We start from the raw sequence: 21,382 nt of genomic DNA, 5'->3' as shown, positions 1-21,382 counted from the left end.
ACCGCGGGGCCGCTTCCTTTCGCGTGGTGCTACGCGAGCTGGACGGTGCCGGTCACGTCGGCGGCCAGGCGGAGCTGGTCGCCGTCGCGCAGCGGGGCCTCCACGCCGCGGGGGAGCCGCTCGCCGTTGACGAACGTCCCGTTGGTGGAGCCCTCGTCGCGGACCCAGGCCGTCCCGGACGGGTCGAGCCAGACCGTCGAGTGCCGCCGCGACACGTTGTCGTACTGGGTGAACGTGGCGGCCACCGGGGACTGCCCGGCGTCCCGGCCGAGCACCAGGTGCTGGCCGACGGAGACCTTCAGCTCGCCGGTCGGGAACAGGACCCGCAGGACGGGCGTGCCCTTCTGGGACAGCTGCCGCCCGCACGAGTTGCACTGGGAGGCGCCCGGGTTGGTCAGCACGGCCTCGCAGTACGGGCACATGAACGCCGTGCTGTCGGGCTGCTGCGGGTGCTGGTGCCCGTGCTGCGGAGCGCCGTGCTGCTGGTCGGGCGGCAGCAGCGTCGCCTCCCGGCCGTGCGGCGGCGGCGCGACCGGCTGCTGCGGGGGCGGGCCGAACTGGTGGTCGGCCGGCCCGGGCTGCGGCATGTACTGGTCCGGCGGCTGCTGGTACTGCTGCTCGGGCTGCTGGTACTGCGGCTCGGGCTGCCGGTACTGGTCGGGCGCCGGCTGCTGGTGCTGCGGCGGCGGGCCCCACTGGTCGGGCTGCTGCGGGGGCTGCTGTTGCTGCGGCGGCGGCATCGACCACGGGTCCGCCGGCGGCTGCTGCCCGTGCTGGGGAGCGGCGTGCTGGGGCGGGGCGCCGTGCTGCGGCTGCTGCTGCGGCGGGCCCCACTGGTCAGGCTGCTGCTGCGGGGGACCCCACTGGTCGGGCTGCTGCTGCTGCGGGGGACCCCATTGATCGGGCTGCTGCTGCGGCGGCTGCCCGTGCTGGGGGGCGCCGTGCTGCGGGGGCTGCTGGTAGTCGTGCTGCGGCGCCTGCTGGTACGGCTGGCCGTGCTGCGGCGGGTACCCGCCGTGCTGAGGGGCACCGTGCTGTGGGGCACCGTGCTGAGGAGCGCCGTGCTGCGGACCGCCGTGCTGGGGCGGGGCGCTGTGCTGGGGCGGGGCGCCGTGCTGCGGCGGGCCCTGGTCGTACCCGCCCGGACCGGCCCGGTGGCCGCCCCCCGGGCGCGCCAGGTTGGCCCCGCAGCTCAGGCAGAGCAGATCGCCCTGCTGGTACGGCTCGTCACAGACAGGACAGTTCAAGGTCGCCATGACACATCCCCCGAGCGCACGCCGGCGCGGTCGAGCCTCGACGTGAGCTGCTCCATGTCACCCCTTCGCGGGATCCCGATGTAGTACACCCGCCTTCCCTCCGGCCCTTCGTCCACGGACACCTGTACTCGGGGCCCTGCGTGTTCCCTAGTCTTACCGATGCCGGCCGATGCCCCGTACCGCTCCTCCCCGAGCGGGGTGAGCGGGACGGCGCGCTGGTTCGCCGACCCCCTCCAGAGTAGAGAGCCACCTTCCGGGTGTCGCCCCCCCGGGTTGAGCCGGTCGACGTACGGCCCCGCCATCACGGCATCGCAGAGTTCGAGGATCTCGCGCGACCCCCGGACCCGCGTAAGCCGAGAGTAGACATATCCGCTGTACACCAATATGTCCAATGGCATCGTCTCACGCCGCGCGGCACGCCACGCGCGGATCCCGCGCAGCAGGGCGGCGAGCGCCGCGGGCTGCTGGAACGGCTCCCCGCCGGAGATCGTCACTCCGTCCAGCGGGCCCGGAAGGGACTCCAGCCAGCCGAGGACGGCCTCGACCGGCACCGCCTTGGCCGGGTCCGGCTCCCAGGTGTCGCGGGACAGGCAGCCGTGGCAGTGCAGCGTGCAGCCCTGCGTCCAGATGCCCGCGCGGGTGCCGGGGCCGAGTGTGGTCACCGGGTAGTGCGCCTTGGCGAGCTGCAGCGCGGGGGCCTCGTCCGGAGGCTCGCCGGGGGACGCCGCGGGGGGTTCGGCGGTCACTGGATGTCCAGGTGGACGATGCCGCCCTCGCGCCGGATCCCGGACACGGTGATCTGCTCGTCGGCCCCGAGCTCACGGTCGAACAGCGCGCGCGCCAGCGGGTTGACGAAGTGCGACTCCAGCGCCATGCCGATGCCGCGGCCGCCCTTGTCCAGCTCGTCGGTGCACCAGTCGCGCAGCGTCTGCAGCGCGTCGCCCCGCACCGTCAGCATGAGCCGGTGCTCCTCGGCGACCCGCTTGCAGATGTTCGCGAACTGCAGGTCGAAGATCTTGTGCGCGGCCTCGCCGGAGATGAAGTCGAACACCACGATGTTGTCGCCGAACCGGTTGAGCAGCTCCGGGCGGTTCAGCACCTCGGTGAAGTGCGCCGCGACCGCGTCCTTGATCCGCTGCTGGACCTCCGCGTAGGACATCCCCGGTGTGATGTTGCGCACCCGGTCGCCGGCGAGGGCCGGGACGGCCTCCAGCATGCCCGGCTCGCGGCCCGGCACGAACATCCCGAGGTTCGAGGTGAAGATCAGGATCGACTCGGAGAAGTGCACCGTGTTGCCGCGCCCGTCGGTGAGCCGGCCGTCCTCCAGGATCTGCAGGAACTTGTCCAGGATCCGCGGGTGCGCCTTCTCGATCTCGTCGAACAGGATCACCCGGAACGGGTCCTCGCGGACGGCGTTGGTCAGCTCGCCGCCCGCCTCGTGGCCGACGTAGCCCGGCGGTGCCCCGATCAGCCGGTCGCCGGACCCCTCGGCGGAGAACTCGCTCATGTCGAAGCGCAGGTAGGCCGACTCGTCGCCGAACACCAGCTCGGTGATCGCCTTGGCCAGCTCGGTCTTGCCGGTGCCGGTCGGCCCCGCGAAGAACAGTACGCCGCGCGGCCGGCTGCCGGACCGCGTCGCCTGCGCACCCGACAACCCCAGCACCGCCCGCTTGAGGATGTCGAGGGTCTTGGTGACCGCCTGCGGCTGCCCGATCACCCGCTCCGGGACGCGCTTCTCGCCCTCCAGCACCCGGCGCCGCAGGTGCCCGCGGCTCCACGGGTTGTCGAGGACGCCGAGCTTGTAGGTGCGGACCGCGTCCGGCAGGTCCGCCAGGTCGACGTTGCGCTCCTTCGCCAGCCGGGTCACCTCGATCATCGACTGGAGGGTGAGCCCGTCGGCCTGCTCGGCGAACGAGTCGCACGCCGCCGCGGCCGCCTCGTCCGACCCGACGTCGCTGACCCCGAACGCGCGCGCGAGCAGCCGCGCCGTCTCCTGCCGGTCGCCGAGGTGCGGGCGCGGGATCGTGATCTCGCGGATCGTGTCGTTGTCGGCGGTCAGCCAGGACGGCAGGTCGCCCGGCCGCTCCACCAGCCACACCACCGGGTTGTACAGCGGCTTCGGCCGCGCCCCGTCCCCCCGGACGGGCCGGGCGGTGCGCGACAGCTTCGCGCAGAACCGGAAGAAGTCCCGCTCGGCCGGCTCCATCTCGGTCGGCGTGCGGGCGATCCGCGACGCCGAGTCGATCACGAACGCGGCGCGCACGTTCTCCTGCGGCCGCGCCACCGCCGCCAGGTGCCGGGTCAGCGCCTCCAGCGACGGCCGGTCGTCCTTGATCTTGCCGAGCACCCGCTCGGCGGCGCGCTCCGCCTCGTCGCCGATCTCGTCCCCGGGCGGCGGGACGATCTCCAGGCCGTCCACCGGGTCGTACACCACCATGAACGAGGCGCCGCTCGCGCGCAGCGTCTCCCACAGCAGCGACCGCAGCGGCAGCAGCCGCGCGGGCCCGCCGCCCTCCGCCGGCGGCGCCAGGAAGCTGTCGTACAGGTTGCCCGACAGGACGTACTGGGAGTGCACCGACAGCGTCGCGTCGAGTTCGCGGATGAACGGCGGCCAGCCCTGCAGCCGGCCGCCGAGGGTCGGCGAATCAATGCTCATCTGGCTCGCTCCAGTCCGCGTGTCCCGAGGGGCGGCGGCCTGCCGCGCCCCGCGGGCACCATTCTCCGATCACGCGCCGCCGACGGGGGCGGCACGTCACGTGGGACGCTCCCGGCGGCGTTCGCGTTGCCCCGAACGCCCCCCAGTCTGCCGTGACTCACCGCCGACCGGCAGTTCGCGCACGCCGGGCTCCAGCCGCCAGGACACCTCCGAGCGGATCCCGCCGCCCGCGAGCCGCGCCCGCGCCGCCTCGAACGCCGCGCACCACTCGCGCTCGCGCTCGACGTCGACGCGCCGGTCGTCCTCGCTCTCGGCGGGCCGCTCCCGCACCATCGCCGCCTCGACGCGCGCGGCGCCGTCCACCCGCATCCGGACGCTGTGGTCGGGCCAGGCGCCCCTGGTCAGCACCACCGAGCCGGCCCCGGCCGTCAGCGTCTCGAAGCCCTGCTGGACCTCATAGCCCATGTCCTCGAACGCGGCGGTGATCGAGTCGAGCACGTACCGGCGCTCCGCCTCGGCCTGCTCGGCGGCCTCCCGCTCGGCCGCGCGGCGCCGCGCCCGCTCCCTGGCCTCCTCGGTGCGCCGGTTGGCCTCCCGGATCCGCAGCCGGACCTCGTGCAGGACGCCCTCCGCCTCCTCACCGGTGCCGACCGCGGCGAGCAGCCGGGCCGCCTCGGCGACGGCGCGGCGCTCGTCCTCGCCGGCGTCGGGCAGCAGCCGCGCCATGATCCGTTCGAGGGTCCGCGGTGCGTCGTCGGCGCTGCGGCGGGGCGGCGGCGCTCCGCCGGTGTCGGCGCGGAGCCCCTCGGCGGGGGCGGTGAAGACCTGCGCGGTGACCTGCGCCGCGAGATGCTCCGACAGGCGCCGCTCCGCCTCGTCGAGCAGCGGGTCCGTCGCGGCGCACCAGGCGGTCAGCTCCGGCGCGGACTCGTCGGCGGGCCGCAGCGGCGGCGGCAGCGCCACCTCCGCGCCGAGCTTGGCGCGGGTCTCGGCGAGCGCCGCGATGCGCGCGTTGCGCTCCACGACCTCGCGCAGCGCCCGCTCCTGCGTCCGGACCTCGGCGAGCGCGGCCTCCCGCGCCTCCGCCCGTCCGGCCGCGAGCGCCGCCAGCGCCTGCAGGCCGCGTCCCGCCGCGTCGCCGCCGCGCCCGAGCACCCGGTTCATGCCGAGCGTCAGCACGACCGCCGCGTCCAGCACGATGTCGGCCTCGACGCCGCTGCTCATCTGGGGGCCCCTCCCGGATCGGTCTTGCGTGCCCGCTGCCAGTCGTGCATCCGGACACCGGCCGCCACCGCGTGCGCGGCGGCCCCGATGACCATCGCCAGAACCCACATCACGCTCGCGACGGACGTCAGCGCCGCCGCCAGCAGAAGCAGGAGCAGCAGCGGCACCGTACCGGCGAGGAGCAGCACCCCGCAGCCCCGCCGGTCATCGCGCCGCGCCGCGCCCGACATCGTCCGCGACGCCTTCGACAGCCCGCGGCCGCCCGCACCGAGCACCTTCGACACCAGCGACCACGGCCCGTACGGCAGATAGTCGCCGCCCTGCGCGCGCGCCAGCATCACCTCGGCGCCGCACTCCACGCCCCATGCGATGACCGCGAGGACGGCGAGCACCGCGAACGGCACACCGCCGCCGGACGACGCGTGGATCCCGACCGTCGTCGTTCCGCTCCCGCTCCTCCCGCCGCCGAACAGGCTCCCGACGACCCAGCTGACCGCCAGCCAGATCGCGAGGATCGGCAGCGTCCACACGACCGCCCGCGTCATCGCCGCGCCGCGTCCCGCGAGCCGCCGCCGCTCCCGGTCCGCCCACTGCGCCTGCAGCGCCTCGGAGCGCTGCGCCGCCGCATGCCGGTCGCGCGCCCTCGCCTCCGCCTCCACGACGGCCTCCGGCAGCGCGCGCGCGACGGCGAGCAGCCGCAGCGGATCGTCGCCCGCCCCGTCCGCCATCCACAGGAACCACGGCACCGGCTCCGGGACCGCGTCCCGCGCGCGCGCCGCGCCCTCGGCCAGCGACCGGTGCGTCTCCGCTGGACGCGCCGCCAGCGCGAGCAGCGCCAGCAGGACGGCCGGCGGGTTCCCGGCCTCCGCGTCCGGCAGCCGCCTCGCCAGCCCGAAAGGCGTCGCCTTCTGCCCGCGCAACCACTGCGCGAGGTCGTTCCAAGCCGCGACGTGGGCGCGCCACTGGCCGTCGACCCCGGCCAGGCCGCTCGCCCCCGCGAACCCCGCGAGGACCCGCAGCAGGCCGTGCTCCCACAGGTCCCGGCCGATCCGGCACGCGAGCCCGTGATCCGGGTGCCGGGGATCGTCCGCGAGCGCGGCGAGCGCGGGCAGATCCTCCGCGGCCGTCCTGCGCCCCAGGTAATGCGGCGGCAGCGCCGGATCCAGCCACAGCACCAGATGCAGCAGCTTCACGTCCGGCGGCAGCGCCGCCGTCAGCGGGCCGTCGACCAGCGCGATACGGCTGTCGTCCGGCACGCCCGCGAGCCACTCCCGCAGGCTCCGCCACGCCTCCCCGGCCTCGCCGCGCCCGAAGAAGTACTGCGCGGCATGCTCCCAGTCGTCCACCAGCGCGCGCGCCAGCTCCTCACGCCGCGCATAGCGGGCACCGCGGAACGGCAGACCGGCGCCCGGCTCGACGGTCTCCTCCGCCACCTGGGGGGACGCGCCGTCCAGCCACTCGGCGACCTGCTCGCCCGTCCACCTGCGCCGCGGATCGCGCGTCAGCAATCCCTGGCAGAGCAGTCGCAGCCGCGCGTCCGGCACGTCGTCCGCGCTCACCGGACGCGTCGCCAGATGGTCGACCACGACCGTCTCGCTCAGCCCCCGGAACGGCGCCCGGCCCGTCGCGCACTCCCGCACGATCATCCCGAGCGACCACCAGTCCCGGGCCGGCGACACCTGCCCCGACAGCGACTCCGGCGCCGCGTACGCCAGCGTCCGCGACGACGACGCGAACACCACGCTCTCGTCGAGCACCTTGCTCAACCCGAAGTCCGCGATCGCCAGCCGCAGCGGCTCCGCCTCCAGGACCAGCACGTTCTCCGGCTTCAGGTCCCGGTGCACGATCCCCGCGCGATGCAGCGCGGACAGCCCGTCCGCCAGCTGGGCAGCGATCTCCCCGACGGTCCCGTCCGGCAGTGGACCGTCGATCAGCGCCCGCAGGTTCCCGTCCGGCGCGTACGCGGTGACCTCATAGTCGCGGCCGTCCGCGTGTCCCGTCTCCAGGATCCGCAGCACGTGCGGCGACTCCAGCGCCGGAAGCTTCGCCCACACCTCCCGGTCGGCGTGGTAGCCGCGGCGGAACACCTTCACCACGAACCGGTCGCCGGCCTCGTCCCGCACCAGCAGCAGGTCCGACTCCGCGCCCTGCACCGGCAGCTCGGCGACCGCCTCGTACCGCTCCGCCAGCGCCGCCGGCAGCCGCATCAGCGGATCGCCGGCCGCCTCGCCGTCCCGCCGCGTCGCCGCGGCCCCGGACGCCGGAGGCGTGCGCGGGGCCGGCACCCGCTCGTCCCGCCGGGTCGCCCCGGCGTCCCGCCGCGTGTCCCGCGCCCCGCCGTCGCCGGATCCGTCCGCGTCGAACTCGCCCACCGCAGCCCCGTCTAGTCCTTGTCCTTGATGATCCGGAGGTACTCGACCTCCTTGAACCGGACGACCATCGCCTCCATGAAGATCCGGGCCAGTATCGCCTCGAAGAACCAGACCACGGGCGAGGCGCAGACGATGATGAGGCCGAGCAGCCATCCATTGCGCAGGCCCATGACCCAGACCCCGATCACCACGACGATGAGGGCGGACAGGCTGATGAGCAGCAGCGACAGGATGTAGAAGAGCTTGATGAGCTTCGGCGTGACCAGGTTGTTGAAGTTGGTGTCGAACAGCGACGCGAGCAGGCCCTTCTGCTGCGGGATGCGGGGCGGCGGCTGCCAGCCTTGCGGCTGCTCGTAGGGGCCGGTGCCGAAGGAGCCGCCGGGGCGGGGGCCGGGGACGGGCCCAGGCCCGGGCTGCTGCGGTGGCGGTCCGTACGGTCCCGCGGCCGGGCCGGGCGGGGGCCCCGGTGGGCGCGGTGATTGGCCGGGGTCCGATGGGTGCGTCATCGCCGTCGTCTCCAGTGTGGGGCCGCCTATGGGAAGACTCTAGAGCCTCACGCCCCCGTCCCACCGGAACGAGACGTGCGGACCTCCTTGCTCGTCCTGACCGCCGAGCTCACCCACCGCCCCGTCTCGTCGGCTCCCCGGGGCGCGCCGGCGCCGGAGATCGTCGGGGCTGAGCTTTATTGAGCGTTGCGACATCGGCTTTCGTGGCGGCGGACGCAATATTCCTATAGGCGTGATCACCTTTTGGGAATTCGAGGGCGATGGCTTCGCTCTGGTTCGTTGAGTTTAGTTGTCATTTTGCTCGCAGGTCGGAAAGTCCGTTCGTCGTTCGGTGGGAGCCCGTCTCTGGAGTCGCCGTTGGTTTCGGCGTCAGGTCGGGAGGGACACTCGGGGCGTCGAGTGCGGCTTTGCAGGTGAATGCGGTCTCGTTCTTCGGAGTGTGGGACCGATATCGCGACTACGGTCGTGCCGGATCATGCGGCGCGGCGTCGTCGAGGGTGGATTGGGTCCTTCTTGTGCGGCCCGTCTGAGGCTCTCCGTGGAACACGGATGCGGTGGCCGCGGTCGTGGATGCGGCGCGTCCTGCGAGTGCCGAAGTAGGCCGCCTTGTGTCCGGGATGCTATTCCGTGTTGGAATTCGGAATAGTGAGCAGTCCTGCGAAAGGTGTGGAAGGGCTCGTTGGCGCAGCAGGCCGCCTGCCTGAGCCCTGGATGGTCCTGCTGCGGACCCCCGGTGCGGTCCGTCCGGCTCGACGGCCCGTGACGGAACGTCGGGCCGAGGAGGGGGCACTGCCCCGCGCCCTGTCCAGGGCCCAGGGGCCTGATTTTCTGGCCGGTTATGGCTCTTGATTTCTCTGGTCTGCGGTCCTCTGGGTAACGGATGGGGGCGCTCGGCCGTTCCGTGCGGATCGAATGGCGCGTTCCAAAACCTGCTTCGGTGCGCCCCTGGGCGCGCGCGTCGGGCCGTCCTTCCGGGTGAATGCTTTCGTGTCGGACGTTGCCGCTGGTCAGAGATGGCTCGCACTCGATTTCGCGCGAATGTTCACCGCGGCTGAACCACTGGTATTCCTGTTGCGTCGGAGAATACGATGCTCACTATTAATGGTCGGGCTGCAGGGGAAGGGGTCGTCGCCTGTCCGGTGACACCCATTCTGACCTTTGGCGGTACGACCGTAAGGCGGGATGCCGTGACGAGGAGCGGCGGCGGGGAGAGGAAGGGGACTGCTCGTGAGGCACACGAAGGATCCGGAGCGCTCGTGACCTTGGTCGTGCTCGCCGGTGACCTCCCCAGCACGGGGATCCTGGGCTCCGACGTCGCCCACCGGTTCGATCCGAACGGGGGCGGCGACGCGCCGGCGGCGTTCGTCGATCTGATGGCGCAGGCGCTCGGGTGGCGCGGATCCGTGCTGGTGCTCCATCCGGCGTGGCGGGAGGACGGGGTCCCCAGGCTCGTCCGGCTGGCACGGGCCGCCCTGCTCAGCGACCGGATCGCCCGCATACCGCTCGATCTTCCGCCCCTGGCCCTCTCGCTGATCGCCGATCAGCTGGCGTTCACCGCCTCGCACTCCGATGCCGCTCCGGGCGCTCTCGCGGTACTGGCCCTGCGGCTCTGCAAGGACGTCTACGCGGGCGCGTGGGTCAACAGCGTCGCCCGGTTGGAGCGTGTCAAGACCGGGCTCGGCGCCCATGTGTCGTCCTACCTGCCGGGCAGCGGGTTCGCGGTGACCACCGGTCAGGACGGCGATGTCCACCGGATCACCGCGGCCCGCCGGGTCCCGGCGATCGGCGTGCGGCCGGTGGATCCGGTGCTGATGCTCTGCACCGGCGAGAACGGCGACGCCGACTGGCTGCGGACCGCGCTGGTGCCGGCGCTCGCGGCCGTCAAGCTGATGGCGGTGGGCGCCCAGCCGCTGAGCACGGAGTACTGGGGGACGAAGAGGTACGCCGAGTTCGTCGCGTTCAGCGGCCACCCGCGGGCGCTGGAAAGCTCGCTCGCCGCGTCCGCCTGCCGGCTCTGCGCTTGGTGCGGCGAGCCGACCGCGCTGCCCGAGTGCCCCTTCTGCATGATGGTGCAGCCTGAGGCCGCCTCCGGTCCCGTCGCGAACGGTCCGGTACGGCCGCGCGGCGGGCCGGCATCGAACGGCGCCTCCGCGCGACCGGCCGCACCGCCGGCGCCCGGCCCCGCGCCGGGCGAGGTGCGGGCACGGGACGCGCGGTCGGGGGACGCCGGCTTCGCGGAGGAACTCGGGCGGGAGCGGACGCGGCCGGACGGCCGGCCAGCGGCGCGGACACCGCCCGGCTCCTGGGGCAACGCGGTGCAGGACCCGCCCGCGGCGCCGAGTTCCCCCGTGGAGCCGGACCCTGCCGCGGAGCCGGAGGCGGTGGAAGACCCTTCGGAGGCGCCGGACTCTTCCGCGGCGCCGGGCCCGCCGGCGGTGGAAGACCCTCCGGCGGTGCAAGAGCCTCCGGCGGTGGGGGACGGGCCGGGGCGTGGCGCGGTGGTGCCCGCGGCGCCGTCCGAGTCCGCCGGGACCGGGGCGGGCGCGCCGTCGGGGGGCGGCCTTCCGCACCGCACCGGCACGATCGTGTTCCGGCCTCCGCCCCCGCCCCCGCCTCCCCGTGAGTCCCTGAACGAGAACGGAGTCCCATGAACCCGCGCCAGCGACGTGGAGTTCTGCTGATGGTGCTGGCCGCGCTCGGCGCGGTCGCCATCTTCGTCAGCATTGTTGGTTATGTCGGCTCCGTCCGGGCCGAGGTCGGCGTGAAGACCGACGTGCTCAAGCTCAGACGGCCGATCGCGGCGTTCACCCCCCTCACCGGCGACGACCTGGAACGGATCCGGGTGCCGAAGCGGTGGTCGCCGGACACGATGGTGACCGACCCCGGCCAGCTCGACGGCAAGGTCGCGGCGGCCGACCTGCCGGCCGGCGCCTACCTGCAGACCGGGATGCTCGTCCCCGGTCCGGTCCTGCAGCCCGGCCAGCGGGAGATCGCCATCATGATCGACGCGGAGACGGGGGTGGCGGGCAAGGTCCACAAGGGCATGCCCGTCGACATCTACGCCACCTACCAGACGCAGCAGGGCAACCAGCAGCAGTCGTGCGCCGCGCGGATCGTCAAGGCGGCCAAGGTCATCCAGATCGGCCAGGAGACCCGGGTGCAGAACGAGAAGAACAACTCGGTCACCGACTCCCAGGTGCCGATCACCTTCGCGCTCAGCGCCGCCGACAGCCTGAAGCTCACCCGGGAGGAGAGCTTCGCGGACAAGATCAGACTGGCGCTCATCGGCGGATCGGGGACGGGGCTGGACGGCGTCCGGCTGCCCCCGGTGTGCGAGACGCTCCCGGCGAAGTGAGGTCCGATGCCCATCCAGATCGTTCTCGGTGCCGCCGACCGGCGGCTCGTGGAGTCGGTCGGCGGCCGCGTCCGCGAGCTGGCGGACGTCGAGGTGGCCGCGGTCGAGGCGACGTCCGGCCATGTGGTGAGCACGGTGGCGGCGATGCCGTCGGTGGACGTGGTGCTCGTACACGAGGCCCTCGGGCCGCTGCCCGCCCTCGATCTGATCCGGGACCTGATCGTCCGGCGCCCGCAGCTGGCGGTCGTGCTCATCGCGGACACCGCGAGCGCCGACACCTTCGCGGCGGCGATGGCGGCCGGGGCGCGCGGGGTCGTCTCCAACGACCCCACGCTGCCGGAACTGCAGAGCCGGATCGTCCAGGCGGCCGAATGGTCGCGCACCATGCGCAGGCATTTCGCGTCGGCCGACGCCGGCTCGGAGGACGGCGGGCCGGGCCGGCTCGGCCGGCTGGTGACGCTGTGCGGGGCCAAGGGCGGGTCGGGCACGACGACGCTGGCCATCCATGCGGCGGTCGCGGTCGCCGGCACCGGGCGGACGGTGTGCCTGGTGGAGATGGACCTGCAGAAGGGCGACATCGCGGCGTACCTCGACGTGCAGCACCGGCACAGCATCGCCGACCTGGCGGCCGCGGCGGGCGACCTCGACGGCGGGGTGGTGGCGGAGGCGCTGTTCGTCCATCCGCTCGGACCGCACCTGCTGCTCGCCCCCGAGCGGGGCGAGGACGCCGAGGAGATCTCCGCGCGGACGAGCCGGCGGATCCTGACGCTGATCAGGTCGCGCTACGACGTGGTGATCGTGGACGCCGGGACGTACGTGACCGACGCGAACGCGGTCGCGGTGGAGCTGGCCGACGAGGCCGTCGTCATCGCGACCCCGGACGTGCCGGCGCTGCGCTCGGTCAGGCGGCTCACCGACATGTGGTCGCGGCTCGCCATCCGCAAGAAGGACGAGGTGTCGGTGCTGCTGGCCAAGCACGGCCGGCGCAACGAGATCCAGCCGGAACTGGCGCGCAGGATGGTCGGGTCGCCGCTGCGGAAGGTCACCGTGCCGGCCTGCTTCCGCGCGCTGGAGGAGGCGGCCAACACGGGCCGGCCGGAGGCCGTCCGCAGCGCCGAGTTCCGGAAGGCGGTCGGGCAGCTCGCCGCGGACCTCGGCCTGCTCGGCGACGGGGCGCGGCCGCGGCAGGGGGCGGCGGAGGCCCGCGACGGGGGCGCCGTCGCGCTGGAGTTCGCCGGGCTCTTCCCGCTGATCGGCCTGATCATGCTGCTGGTGTGGCAGGTGGTGCTGGTCGGCGTCACGTCCATGTACTCCAGCCACGCCGCCAACAAGGCGGCGCGCGCGGTGGCCGTCCTCGGCTACGACCAGGGCGGCACTGCCGCGGCGCGGGCGAACCGGGAGGAGGTCCGCCGGCGGGCCGTCGCCGGCGTCTACGGCAAGTGGAAGGACCCCGACCACCTGCACATCGCCGTTCAGGACGGGTACGCGCGGGTCACCATCGACACGCCGGTGATGCTGCCCGGCTGGTACGGCCCGTGGGGCATCACCGCCAAGGCCAGGATCGTCGACGAGCGGCTGGGGGAGCCGCGGTGAGGCCGGCCGGGGCGGTCCCCCGCGGCGTGCGCCGTGCCGGCCTCGGCGCGGACCGCGGCGCCGCGGCCCTGGAGTACGCGGGCGTCCTGCCGGTCGCGCTGCTGGTGATCTTCACCGCGTTCCAGGCGTACGTGGGGTCGACGACGATCGAGCGCGTCGACAACGCGGCGCGGACGGGGGCGCGGGAGGCCGGGCAGCGCTACGACCCCGGCCTGTGCCCGCTGTACGCGGGCCGGGCGATGCCCGGGTGGCTGAACGAGTACACGATCACCGGCGGGCATCGCGCCGTCCACGGCGCGGACGGCGTCCACTGCCAGGTCCGCGCCAAGCTCCCCCTGCTCTGGAAGGGCATTCCCTTGGACTACACCGTGACCCGTTCCGTCACCATGCCGCTGGGGTGATCGGATGCCTCTGCGTGATCGGCTGGAGGACGACAGGTCGGCCAACGACCGGACCAGCAAGCACATGGTCGGGCACTGGCGGCAGCGGCTGCTGGAGGAGATCAACCTCGACGAGCTGGCGCGGCTCACCCTGGAGCAGCGCCGTACCCGGCTGGAGAAGGTGACCGACCTGCTGGTCACCCGGGAGGGCCCGGTACTGGCCGCCGACGAGCGGGCCAACCTCATCAAGCGGGTGGTGGACGAGGCGCTCGGCCTCGGCGTGCTGGAACCGCTGCTCGACGACCCGGACGTCACCGAGATCATGGTGAACGGGCCGGACGCGGTGTTCGTGGAGCGGTTCGGCCGGGTGCAGCGGCTCGACGGCGGCTTCGCCAGCGAGGACCAGCTGTACCAGACCATCGACCGCATCGTGGCGAAGGTCAACCGGCGGGTGGACCATTCGAGCCCGATGGTGGACGCCCGGCTGCCCACCGGGGAGCGGGTCAACGTGGTGATCCCGCCGCTCTCGCTGGCGGGGCCGGTCCTCACCATCCGGCGCTTCCCCCGCGCGTACACGATCGAGGAACTGGTGGGGATGAGGTCGCTGGACGAGGCGACCGGCATGCTGCTGGCGGCGTTCGTCCGCGCCCGGCTGAACCTGGTGATCGCGGGCGGCACCGGGACCGGGAAGACCACGATGCTGAACGCCCTGTCGGCGTTCGTCCCCGGCGGCGAGCGCATCATCACGATCGAGGACTCGGCGGAGCTGCGGCTCAAGCAGGAGCACGTCATCCCGCTGGAGGCACGTCCCGCCAACATCGAGGGCAAGGGCGCGATCACGATCCGCGACCTGGTCCGCAACGCGCTGCGGATGCGGCCCGACCGCATCATCGTCGGCGAGGTCCGCGGCGGCGAGACGCTCGACATGCTGCAGGCGATGAACACCGGGCACGACGGGTCGCTGGTGACGGTGCACGCCAACTCCACCGACGACACGGTGCACCGGCTGCAGACCCTGGCGAGCATGAGCGACGTGAAGCTCCCCTACGAGGCGATCAGCGCGCAGATCAGCAGCGCGATCGACGTGGTGGTCCAGCTGAGCCGGGGGCCGGACGGGTCGCGGCGGCTCGCCGAGGTGGCCGTGGTCGAGTCCGCGCGCGGGGACCTCGTCCTGCACCGCGTCATGCACTTCGAGGCCGAGCCGGTCGGCGCGGACCGGGTGGTGCGGGGCGTGTTCACGCCGCATCCCCTTCCCGCGGCGCTGGCGGAGAAGCTGTTCTACGCGGGGGAGGGCATCCCGCCCGCCTTCGCCCCGCGGGCCGGCGCACCGGGCGGCGGCATGGCCGGCGGCGGCCCGGCGACGAGGAGGTTCTCACCGTGAACGTTCCGTATCCCGTGATCCTGCTGCTGCTCGCGGTGACGCTCGCGGTGGCGATCTGGGGCCTGGGGGACCTGGCGGCCGGCTGGGGGCAGCGGCGCCGGCTCGTCGCGCGGTCGGTGCTGGGCTCCGACGCCCGCATGCTGACGCTGCGCGGCCGGTTCGACATCGCCGTCCGCCGGACCGGCGTGGGCAAGGCCCTCGCCCGGCGGCTCGCCGCGTCCGGCATCCGCATGCCGGTGTCCACGTTCCTCGGCCTGATGATCGTGGGCGGCGCCGCGGCGATCGTCCTCATCGGGCAGTGGATCGCCCCGGTGTTCGGGCTTGCCGCGGCGGTCGGCGTCGGGTTCCTGTTCCTGGCCTACGTCAGGCGCAGGGAGGACCGGCGCAGGGAGGAGTTCATCGCGCAGCTGCCGGAGCTGGCGCGTGTGCTGTCCAACGCGACGCACGCCGGGCTGGTGATGCGCACCGCCATCGAGATAGCGGCGGACGAGCTGGCCGATCCGGCGGGCGAGGAGCTCAAGCGCACGGCCGACGCGCTGCGCATCGGCCAGCCGCTGGACGAGGCGCTGCGCGCGCTCGTCGAGCGGCTGCCGTCCCGGGAGCTCGGCGTGCTGGTCAGCACCCTGGTGGTGTCCGCGCGGGCGGGCGGCTCGCTGGTCACCGCGCTGCGCACCATCGCGAGCACGCTGGAGGAGCGCAAGGAGACCCGCCGCGAGGTACGGACGATCATGGGCGAGGCGGTCGTCACCAACTGGGCGGTCGGCGCGCTCAGCGTGGCCGGGCTGGGGCTGATCAACCTGCTCCAGCCGGGCGCCCTGCGGGTGATGAGCGAGCGGCTCGTCGGCCAGGTCATCCTCGGCGTCGCGGCGCTGCTGTTCGTCGCGAGCCTGCTCATCATCCGCCGCATCACCCGGATCGACGTGTGAGGTCATGATGACCGCTTTCGCCATCGGCGCCGCGGCGGCCCTGTGCACGCTGCTCGGGGCCTGGGGGCTGGCCCTGGCGACGTCCGGGGAGCGGGTGACCGCGTCGGCGCTGCCGCCGGCCGGCGGCAGCGCCGACCGCGACGTGTTCGTGCTCGACCTGGTCGCCGAGCGGATCGGGACGCCGTTCTCCCGGCTCGCCGTCGAGCTGGTGGCGCCGTGGCGGCGGCAGGTCCGCGCCCGGATCGACGCCGCCGGCCGGCCCGGCGGCCTCACGGTGGAGTCCTATGCCCGCCGGACGGCCGGGTACGTCGTGCTGTTCGGCGTGCTGGGGCTGCTGCTCATGCTCAGCGGCCACTCGCTGTTCGGCGTGCTGTGCCTGCTCGGCGTCCTGCAGCCCGAGCTGACGCTGTACGGCCGCAGGCAGGCCAGGAAGGACGACATCCAGCGGTCGATGCCGGACTTCCTCGACGTGCTGGCGGTGACCGTCAGCGCCGGGCTCGGCTTCCGGACGGCGCTCGCGCGGGCCGCCGACAGCATGCCGGGACCGCTCGCGGAGGAGTTCCTCGTCGCGCTCCGGCAGATGGAGCTGGGGACGCCGCGCCGGGAGGCGTTCGAGGACCTGCGCGGGCGGGCCGGCTCCGAGGCGGTCAACCAGTTCGTCACGGCGCTGCTGCAGGCCGAGGAGCTGGGCGCGCCGCTGAGCGGCGCGCTCATGGACATCAGCAACGACATGCGCCGCACCTCGGCCCAGTGGGCCAAGCGCAAGGCGCAGCGCACCACCCCGAAGATCACGGCGGTGACCATGGGGCTGACGCTGCCGGCTCTGATGCTGATCGTTCTTGGTGCGCTCTTCTACGGGTCGGGGGCGGGTACGGGTGGGCTCTTCGGGAACTGAGGCGGCCGCGGCGGGCGGCGGGCCGGTGCCGGAGCGGGTCGGTGCCGCGTTCCGGATGCTGATGCAGATCCGCATGCTGATCGCTGCGGTCACGCTGCTGCTGCTCCCCGTCCAGGAGCTGACGGCCGTCTCCTTCGTGCTGGTGCTGTCGATCGTGGTGCTGTCGTGGCTGGCGTCGCGCTGCTGGCGGTTCATCGCCCCGCACCTGGCCGCGCATCCGCTGCTGTTCGCGCTGGACATGGGGGTGCTGTTCACCGCGCTCGGCATCGGCGGGCTCGCGGGGCCGTTCTTCCTGTCCACGGTGGTGACGGCCGCGCTGGCGGGGCTGCTGTACCGCTGGCAGGGCATGCTGGTCGTCGCGACGCTGGAGATCCTCTGCTACTACACGACCTACAGCCTGACGATCACCGAGAAGATCGACTTCAGTTTCCAGGTCGTGCTGGGCCAGCCGCTGTACTACCCGCTGGCGGGCTTCGCGGGGGTGGCGCTGCGGCACCTGCTGGACGACATGGTGGCCCAGGAGGCGGACCTGCGGCGGGCCGAGGTGCAGGCCGCCGCGGCCGAGGAGCGGGCGCGGCTGGCCCGCGAGATGCACGACTCCCTGGCCAAGACGCTGCGGGGCATCGCGATGGCGGCGGCGGCGCTGCCGAAGTGGACGTTCCAGGACCAGTCGCGGGCGGCGCGGGAGGCGCGCGGTGTCGCCGCGGCGGCCGAGATCGCCTCCCGGGAGGCGCGGCAGCTGCTGTCGGAGCTTCGCGAGGACGCGCTGGTCCGGCCGCTGCCCGAGGTGTTCCGGGAGGTCGCCGAGAGCTGGGCGGCCGCGACCGGCACGGCGGTGGCCTGCGAGCTGGACGCGTCGGCCGATCTGCCGGTGCGCGTCCGCCACGAGCTGAAGTCGATCCTCGCCGAGGCCCTGGAGAACATCGACCGGCACGCCGGGGCGGCGCGCGTCGGGGTGCGGCTGGCGCGCGAGGGCGCGGACGTGGTGATCACCGTGACCGACGACGGCCGCGGTTTCCGGCCGCGGCCGCTCGCGGACCTGGCCGCCGGCGGCCACTACGGACTGATCGGCCTGCACGAGCGGGCCGAACGCGTCGGCGGCATGGTGCTGATGGCCTCGGAGCCGGGGGCGGGCACCACCCTGACCGTCAGGCTCCCCGCCGAGGAACCGGTGCACGAACGGCTTGCGGAGGTGTGACGATGAACGTCAGAGCGGTGGTCGTCGACGACAATGTCGTCGTCCGCATGGGCCTGGTGTCGCTGCTGGAGGCCGAGGGGATCGAGGTCGTCGGCGAGGCGGGCGACGGCGAGAGCGCGCTCGCGCTGATCGAGCGGCTGCGGCCGGACGTGGTGCTGCTCGACGTGCAGATGCCGCTGCTGGACGGGGTGGCGGCGGCCGCCGCGATCAGCCGGACCAGCAAGGTCGTCATGCTGACCTACACCGACGACTCCGACGTGGTCCGCGCGGCGATCGCCAACGGGGCGGTCGGCTACCTCGTCCACGGCTCGTTCACCCCCGCGGAGCTCACCGGGGCGGTGAACGAGGCGGTGGCGGGCGGTCACCCGTTCTCGCAGGCCGCCATCTCGGCGCTGGTCGGGGCGGTACGCGAGTCGCCCGCCGGGTCCGCGCCGCCGCCCGCACCCGCCGGGGCCGCACCTCCGCCCGCCGGGGCCGCCGCGGCGGGCCCGCCGCCGGGGGCGGCGGACCCGCCCGCGTTCGCCGACGCCGCCCGGTTCGACCTGTCCGCCCGCGAGGCGGAGGTCATGCGGCTGATCGTGCAGGGTTTCTCCAACGGCGAGATCGCGCACCGGCTGTTCCTGGCGGAGAAGACCGTCAAGAACCATGTGAACCGTATCTACGCCAAACTCGGAGTCGGTTCGCGGGGGGCGGCGATAGCACACTGGATCGGGACCGCGCAGGAGGAGACCCGGTGATGCGGCGTATTCGCCGGCCTGGGCCCGTGGGCCCTTCCGGGCGTCCCGGGAATGGGACCGCAATAGGGCCGCCGGGCCCTGTGGGGCCGCCGGAGGTTTCCGTACCGTTCCTTTCCAGGAAGTGTGACGGGCAACAGCCGGAGGCAACCGATGAATCCGATCATCCCGCTGTACGTGACCCTGCAGACGTTCGTCCAGGACAGGGTCGAGAACCTGCAGGCCCGCCGGGAGCGCGGTGCGACCGGGATCGAGTACGCGGCGCTGATCCTGGTGTCCGCGGCGATCATCGGCGTGCTGATCGCCGTCGTCAACTCGACCCTCAAGACGCAGTTCACGGGGGCGCTCAACAAGCTGTTCGGCGGCGGCGGTGGCAAGAAGCAGTAAGGCCGATTTCGCGGAGTCGGACATTCGGGGCCGCACGCACTGAGGGCCTGCGAACAAGCGGTGGAGAGGTCGCCATTTCGGCGGTCCTCTCCACCGCTTCGTGGTGTCTGGAACGGAAACGAGGATGGTCATGAAATCAGCAGGACATCGGCTGCGGCGCATCGGTCCCTGCGGCGCGGCGCTGACGGCCGTGCTCATCGCCCTGGCCGGCTGCGGCGGTGGCGGTGGCGGCAAGAAGCCGCACGCCGGCACCACGACGCCGCGCACGGGCGGGCCGGCGGCGGGACTGGACCGATCGGTGCCCATGGCGCTGAAGGACGGCCCGGCGCATCTGGAGCTGACGACGCTGAGCCGGACGCCGGGCAACACCGTGACCGCCCAGATGAAGCTCGTCAATGACGGGAAGGCGCCGGTGGACGTCTCCGACGCGTTCGGTGACCAGTCCAACGACCCCGACTCGGGCAACATCTTCTTCGCCTCCGGTCTCGGACTGCTGGACGGGCGCGGCGACCGCCTCTACCTGCCGCTGGCGACCGCGGACGGCACCTGCATGTGCTCCGACCTCACCGGGACGAAGGTCGCGGCCGGGGCGTCGCTGGGGGTCTACGCGGTGTTCCCGGCGCCGCCCGCGGACGTGCGCGCGGCGACGGTCACGCTGCCGACGGGGGTGGCGTTCCAGGACGTGCCGCTCGGCACGGGCGCGGTGCGCCCGCTGCCCGGGCAGACGGTCGACCCGGCGTCGGCGCAGCAGGGCAAGCCCCGGGTGTTCACGGTGTCCAGCGCCGCCGAGGGCGACGAGCAGTCCATCACCGAGGACGCCGACAACCGGTGGGTCATGCTGTCGTCGGACGTGCTCTTCGCGCTGAACAAGGCGGACCTGACGCCGCGGGCGACGGCGCTGCTCCAGGGCCTCGCCAAGCAGGTCGACGCGTCCCGGGGCGCGACGGTGTCGGTGGACGGCTATACCGACACCTCCGGCAACGACGCCATCAACCAGCCGCTCTCCGAGCGCCGCGCGCAGACCGTCGCCGGCCGGCTCAAGCAGCTGGTCACCCGGCAGGGCGTGACGTTCGCCGCGGCGGGGCACGGGTCCGCGGACCCGGTCGCGCCGAACGACGGCGAGCAGGGGCGGCGCAAGAACCGGCGCGTCACGGTGAAGTTCTCGCGGCCGCCGCAGCCGGCGGCCCCGGCCGCGTCGGGGGCGCCGTTCCGGTACACGCCGGGAGCGCCGCCGGTGCTGGGCAGCGCCACGTTCGCCGCTCCGGCGGCGCGGGGGCTGAAGGTCGAGGTCAACGCGCTGCACCGGGACGCGGCCGGGGTGACGACCCTGGTGTGGACGATCCGCAACACCGGCTCGTCGACGATCGACGTGCTGTCGCGGCTGGACCGCAGTTCCAGCGTCCACGGCTCCTTCCCGCTGGACCGGGGCGCCGCGGCCGGCGGAGTGCTGCTGCTGGACCCGGCGGCGAAGATGCACTACTACCCGATGGAGACCTCCAACGGGCAGTGCGTGTGCTCCTCGCTGAGGTCGCAGAGCGGCAGGCAGGAGCTGGGGCCGGGCGAGTCGTTCACGCTGTGGGGCGCCTACAAGCTGCCGCCGGCCACGAGCAGGGTCAGCGTGCTGGTGCCGTGGACGAAGATCAATGACGCGACCGTCGCCGGCCTGACCGTGCGGTGACGGGCGGGGCGGCGGGGGCGCCGCCGGCTCAGATCCGGTCGGCGGCGAAGCCGTCGAACACGGCCGCGGTCGCGGGGGTGCCCCAGCCGCGGTCCGGCCGGCCGGCGACGACGCCGAACGTGCCGGCGGCGGGGAGCGCCGGCCGGGCGACGGTGCCGGCGGCCTCCCGGCCCCCGGCCCAGGCCCGGACCCGGACCCCGCCCGGCACCGCCTGGCAGGTCGCCCGCAACCGCACCGCCCGTCCCGGCCCCGCGACCGGCCGCGCGGACCTTGCCAGTACCGGCCCGCCGTCGGTGCCGCCCTTGCGGATCACGACCGCGCCCCTGCCGTCGAGGAGCACCTCGTATCCGGCCGTCCCGTCGCCGCGGCAGAACACGCCCGCCTCGTCGGCCGGGTCGCCGGAACGCAGGCGGATGGTGGCGGTGACGGACACGTTCGCCGGCCTGGCTCCGGAAGGGGCGTCCACCGCGTGGTAGGCGGGGCCCGCCGTCTGCGTGACGACGTAGCCGCCGTTCTCGACCGCCGTGGAGGAGTAGGGCCAGGTGCCCACGGGCCAGCCGTCCGCGGCGCCGCCGAAGTCCTCGCTCAGCACGTGCGCCTTGACGGAGGGCGCGCCCCCGCCGTGCCCTCCGGCGTCGAGCAGGAGGGGAACGGCGACGGCGGCGGCGACGGCCGCCGCCGCGGCGGCGCCCAGGGCCAGGGCCAGGGCCGCCCGGCGGCGCCGCCCCCGCCAGGGACGGGCCGCTGCGGACAGGACGCGGGTCAGGCCGTCGCGCGCCGCGGGCCCGGACGCGCCCCCCGGCCCGAGGACGGCAGAGCGGCGGGCAGGGGAGGAGCGTGA

Annotated in this window: 18 protein-coding genes; 11 read left to right on the top strand and 7 right to left on the bottom strand. The window is 73.8% G+C overall.

Translation table 11 applies throughout. The features are described from left to right. Positions 1-29: 29 nt before the first annotated feature. The 6 genes from J4709_RS40005 to J4709_RS39980 all read right to left on the bottom strand — a co-directional run bounded on the left by J4709_RS40005 (position 30) and on the right by J4709_RS39980 (position 8,014). Positions 30-1,256 carry an FHA domain-containing protein gene (locus J4709_RS40005; protein ID WP_208249617.1) on the bottom strand — a complete coding sequence of 409 codons (1,227 nt, stop codon included), beginning with the start codon at positions 1,254-1,256 and terminating at the stop codon, positions 30-32. Beyond that, the gene (locus J4709_RS40000) at positions 1,244-2,002 is read right to left on the bottom strand and encodes a 4Fe-4S single cluster domain-containing protein (protein ID WP_307801971.1); all 759 of its coding nucleotides are present in this window, start codon (positions 2,000-2,002) and stop codon (positions 1,244-1,246) included. The genes J4709_RS40005 and J4709_RS40000 overlap by 13 nt, the downstream gene beginning before the upstream one ends. After that, positions 1,999-3,912, bottom strand: a complete 1,914-nt coding sequence (locus J4709_RS39995; RefSeq protein WP_208249615.1) for an AAA family ATPase — start codon at positions 3,910-3,912, stop codon at positions 1,999-2,001. Before J4709_RS39995 ends, J4709_RS40000 begins: the two co-directional genes overlap by 4 nt. 96 nt (positions 3,913-4,008) lie before the next feature. Continuing rightward, the gene (locus tag J4709_RS39990) at positions 4,009-5,136 is read right to left on the bottom strand and encodes a response regulator receiver protein (protein ID WP_208249613.1); all 1,128 of its coding nucleotides are present in this window, start codon (positions 5,134-5,136) and stop codon (positions 4,009-4,011) included. Continuing rightward, entirely contained in the window at positions 5,133-7,508 is a 2,376-nt protein-coding gene (locus J4709_RS39985) for a serine/threonine-protein kinase (protein WP_208249611.1), read from the bottom strand. Before J4709_RS39985 ends, J4709_RS39990 begins: the two co-directional genes overlap by 4 nt. 11 nt (positions 7,509-7,519) lie before the next feature. Then, a complete protein-coding gene (locus J4709_RS39980) occupies positions 7,520-8,014 on the bottom strand; it encodes a DUF4282 domain-containing protein (RefSeq protein ID WP_208249609.1) in 495 nt (164 codons plus the stop codon). A gap of 1,256 nt (positions 8,015-9,270) precedes the next feature. On the opposite strand from J4709_RS39980, the gene J4709_RS39975 reads away from it, so the two are divergent. The 11 genes from J4709_RS39975 to J4709_RS55130 all read left to right on the top strand — a co-directional run bounded on the left by J4709_RS39975 (position 9,271) and on the right by J4709_RS55130 (position 20,541). Further along, positions 9,271-10,665: a hypothetical protein gene (locus J4709_RS39975; RefSeq protein ID WP_208249607.1), complete on the top strand. Its 1,395-nt coding sequence runs from the start codon at positions 9,271-9,273 to the stop codon at positions 10,663-10,665. After that, positions 10,662-11,369 (top strand): Flp pilus assembly protein CpaB, encoded by a 708-nt coding sequence (gene cpaB, locus J4709_RS39970; protein WP_208249605.1) that lies wholly within the window; start codon positions 10,662-10,664, stop codon positions 11,367-11,369. The genes J4709_RS39975 and cpaB overlap by 4 nt, the downstream gene beginning before the upstream one ends. Positions 11,370-11,375: 6 nt before the next feature. Beyond that, positions 11,376-12,962, top strand: coding sequence for a CpaE/TadZ family protein (locus tag J4709_RS39965; protein WP_208249603.1), 1,587 nt, complete (start codon positions 11,376-11,378; stop codon positions 12,960-12,962). Continuing rightward, positions 12,959-13,363, top strand: coding sequence for a TadE family protein (locus tag J4709_RS39960; RefSeq protein WP_208249601.1), 405 nt, complete (start codon positions 12,959-12,961; stop codon positions 13,361-13,363). The genes J4709_RS39965 and J4709_RS39960 overlap by 4 nt, the downstream gene beginning before the upstream one ends. A 4-nt stretch (positions 13,364-13,367) precedes the next feature. Then, on the top strand, positions 13,368-14,723 hold the full coding sequence (locus J4709_RS39955; protein ID WP_208249599.1) for a TadA family conjugal transfer-associated ATPase: 1,356 nt from the start codon (positions 13,368-13,370) through the stop codon (positions 14,721-14,723). Then, entirely contained in the window at positions 14,720-15,649 is a 930-nt protein-coding gene (locus J4709_RS39950; RefSeq protein WP_208249598.1) for a type II secretion system F family protein, read from the top strand. The genes J4709_RS39955 and J4709_RS39950 overlap by 4 nt, the downstream gene beginning before the upstream one ends. Before the next feature lie 4 nt (positions 15,650-15,653). Continuing rightward, positions 15,654-16,544 carry a type II secretion system F family protein gene (locus J4709_RS39945; RefSeq protein ID WP_208249589.1) on the top strand — a complete coding sequence of 297 codons (891 nt, stop codon included), beginning with the start codon at positions 15,654-15,656 and terminating at the stop codon, positions 16,542-16,544. Continuing rightward, on the top strand, positions 16,525-17,742 hold the full coding sequence (locus J4709_RS55925) for a sensor histidine kinase (RefSeq protein ID WP_208249586.1): 1,218 nt from the start codon (positions 16,525-16,527) through the stop codon (positions 17,740-17,742). The genes J4709_RS39945 and J4709_RS55925 overlap by 20 nt, the downstream gene beginning before the upstream one ends. Before the next feature lie 2 nt (positions 17,743-17,744). Then, positions 17,745-18,479, top strand: a complete 735-nt coding sequence (locus J4709_RS39935) for a response regulator (protein WP_208249584.1) — start codon at positions 17,745-17,747, stop codon at positions 18,477-18,479. 150 nt (positions 18,480-18,629) lie between these two features. Then, positions 18,630-18,863 carry a Flp family type IVb pilin gene (locus J4709_RS39930; RefSeq protein WP_208249582.1) on the top strand — a complete coding sequence of 78 codons (234 nt, stop codon included), beginning with the start codon at positions 18,630-18,632 and terminating at the stop codon, positions 18,861-18,863. A gap of 130 nt (positions 18,864-18,993) precedes the next feature. Then, complete coding sequence (locus J4709_RS55130) at positions 18,994-20,541, top strand: OmpA family protein (RefSeq protein WP_269757566.1); 1,548 nt, start codon at positions 18,994-18,996, stop codon at positions 20,539-20,541. 28 nt (positions 20,542-20,569) lie between these two features. On the opposite strand, the gene J4709_RS39920 is transcribed toward J4709_RS55130, so the two are convergent. Continuing rightward, positions 20,570-21,382 (bottom strand): hypothetical protein (locus tag J4709_RS39920; RefSeq protein ID WP_208249580.1); only part of this gene is annotated, 813 nt, incomplete at its 5' end.

Origin of the sequence: Actinomadura violacea, assembly GCF_017573465.1 — a bacterium.
Taxonomy (GTDB): domain Bacteria; phylum Actinomycetota; class Actinomycetes; order Streptosporangiales; family Streptosporangiaceae; genus Spirillospora; species Spirillospora violacea.
This window is presented reverse-complemented; position numbering and strand designations above follow the sequence as displayed.

Bases quoted from the DNA above. Each gene is read 5' to 3' on its own strand.
- J4709_RS40005 (WP_208249617.1), bottom strand. From the start codon at position 1,256: ATGGCGACCTTGAACTGTCCTGTCTGTGACGAGCCGTACCAGCAGGGC.
- J4709_RS39995 (WP_208249615.1), bottom strand. From the start codon at position 3,912: ATGAGCATTGATTCGCCGACCCTCGGCGGCCGGCTGCAGGGCTGGCCG.
- J4709_RS39990 (WP_208249613.1), bottom strand. From the start codon at position 5,136: ATGAGCAGCGGCGTCGAGGCCGACATCGTGCTGGACGCGGCGGTCGTG.
- J4709_RS39980 (WP_208249609.1), bottom strand. From the start codon at position 8,014: ATGACGCACCCATCGGACCCCGGCCAATCACCGCGCCCACCGGGGCCC.
- cpaB (WP_208249605.1), top strand. From the start codon at position 10,662: ATGAACCCGCGCCAGCGACGTGGAGTTCTGCTGATGGTGCTGGCCGCG.
- J4709_RS39965 (WP_208249603.1), top strand. From the start codon at position 11,376: ATGCCCATCCAGATCGTTCTCGGTGCCGCCGACCGGCGGCTCGTGGAG.
- J4709_RS39955 (WP_208249599.1), top strand. From the start codon at position 13,368: ATGCCTCTGCGTGATCGGCTGGAGGACGACAGGTCGGCCAACGACCGG.
- J4709_RS39945 (WP_208249589.1), top strand. From the start codon at position 15,654: ATGATGACCGCTTTCGCCATCGGCGCCGCGGCGGCCCTGTGCACGCTG.
- J4709_RS39935 (WP_208249584.1), top strand. From the start codon at position 17,745: ATGAACGTCAGAGCGGTGGTCGTCGACGACAATGTCGTCGTCCGCATG.
- J4709_RS39930 (WP_208249582.1), top strand. From the start codon at position 18,630: ATGAATCCGATCATCCCGCTGTACGTGACCCTGCAGACGTTCGTCCAG.
- J4709_RS55130 (WP_269757566.1), top strand. From the start codon at position 18,994: ATGAAATCAGCAGGACATCGGCTGCGGCGCATCGGTCCCTGCGGCGCG.